Below are 566 nucleotides of genomic sequence, written 5' to 3'. Positions count from 1 at the left end.
CAATCTTGCCTGCCGCTACATTGTCTATCATAACAGGTTCGCTGTCATTGCCTCCTACTAACGTAATGCTATTGGTCTTTTTCCCATCACTATCTTTATCATAGTTAACAACGCCATCTGTTACGGCTACTTCAATATCTTTCACATGTTGATCTATCGTATCTACTTTGTCTTCGACCTCTTTTACCCTCTCATTCGTGCTCCAAAGCTGACCACCATTAACAACTTCTTGCGAGCCTTCTTCTATCTTACCATCCAATACATTCGTAATCTTACTCGACTTACCATCATGCTTCGCATCATACGCGCCTTCTTCTTCATTCCAATTCAAACCATTGCTCGCCACATTCTTCTCAACATCATGAATACGCTCGTTGATATTCGTCATACCATCACTGACACCATCAAAAGCTCCTGCTACATCATGATAGATCTTCTTTTCTGACGAACTACCATCAGAATTGAATTGTGAAACCTTGAATTCCGGAGCCCTCCATTCGCCACCTTCATAGCTAGCTCCCCCTCCTAAATACATCGCTAGCGTCTGATGCAAGGAATAAAGCTGA

The 566-nt window shown here is 42.4% G+C and carries 1 pseudogene; it reads right to left on the bottom strand.

The window, feature by feature from the left end:
• Nucleotides 1-566: pseudogene (locus ACFINI_RS10145) on the bottom strand (hypothetical protein); the annotation flags it as partial.

The sequence above is a fragment of the Bartonella sp. AA56HLJMS genome (assembly GCF_042197145.1).
Lineage (GTDB): Bacteria > Pseudomonadota > Alphaproteobacteria > Rhizobiales > Rhizobiaceae > Bartonella.
This window is presented reverse-complemented; position numbering and strand designations above follow the sequence as displayed.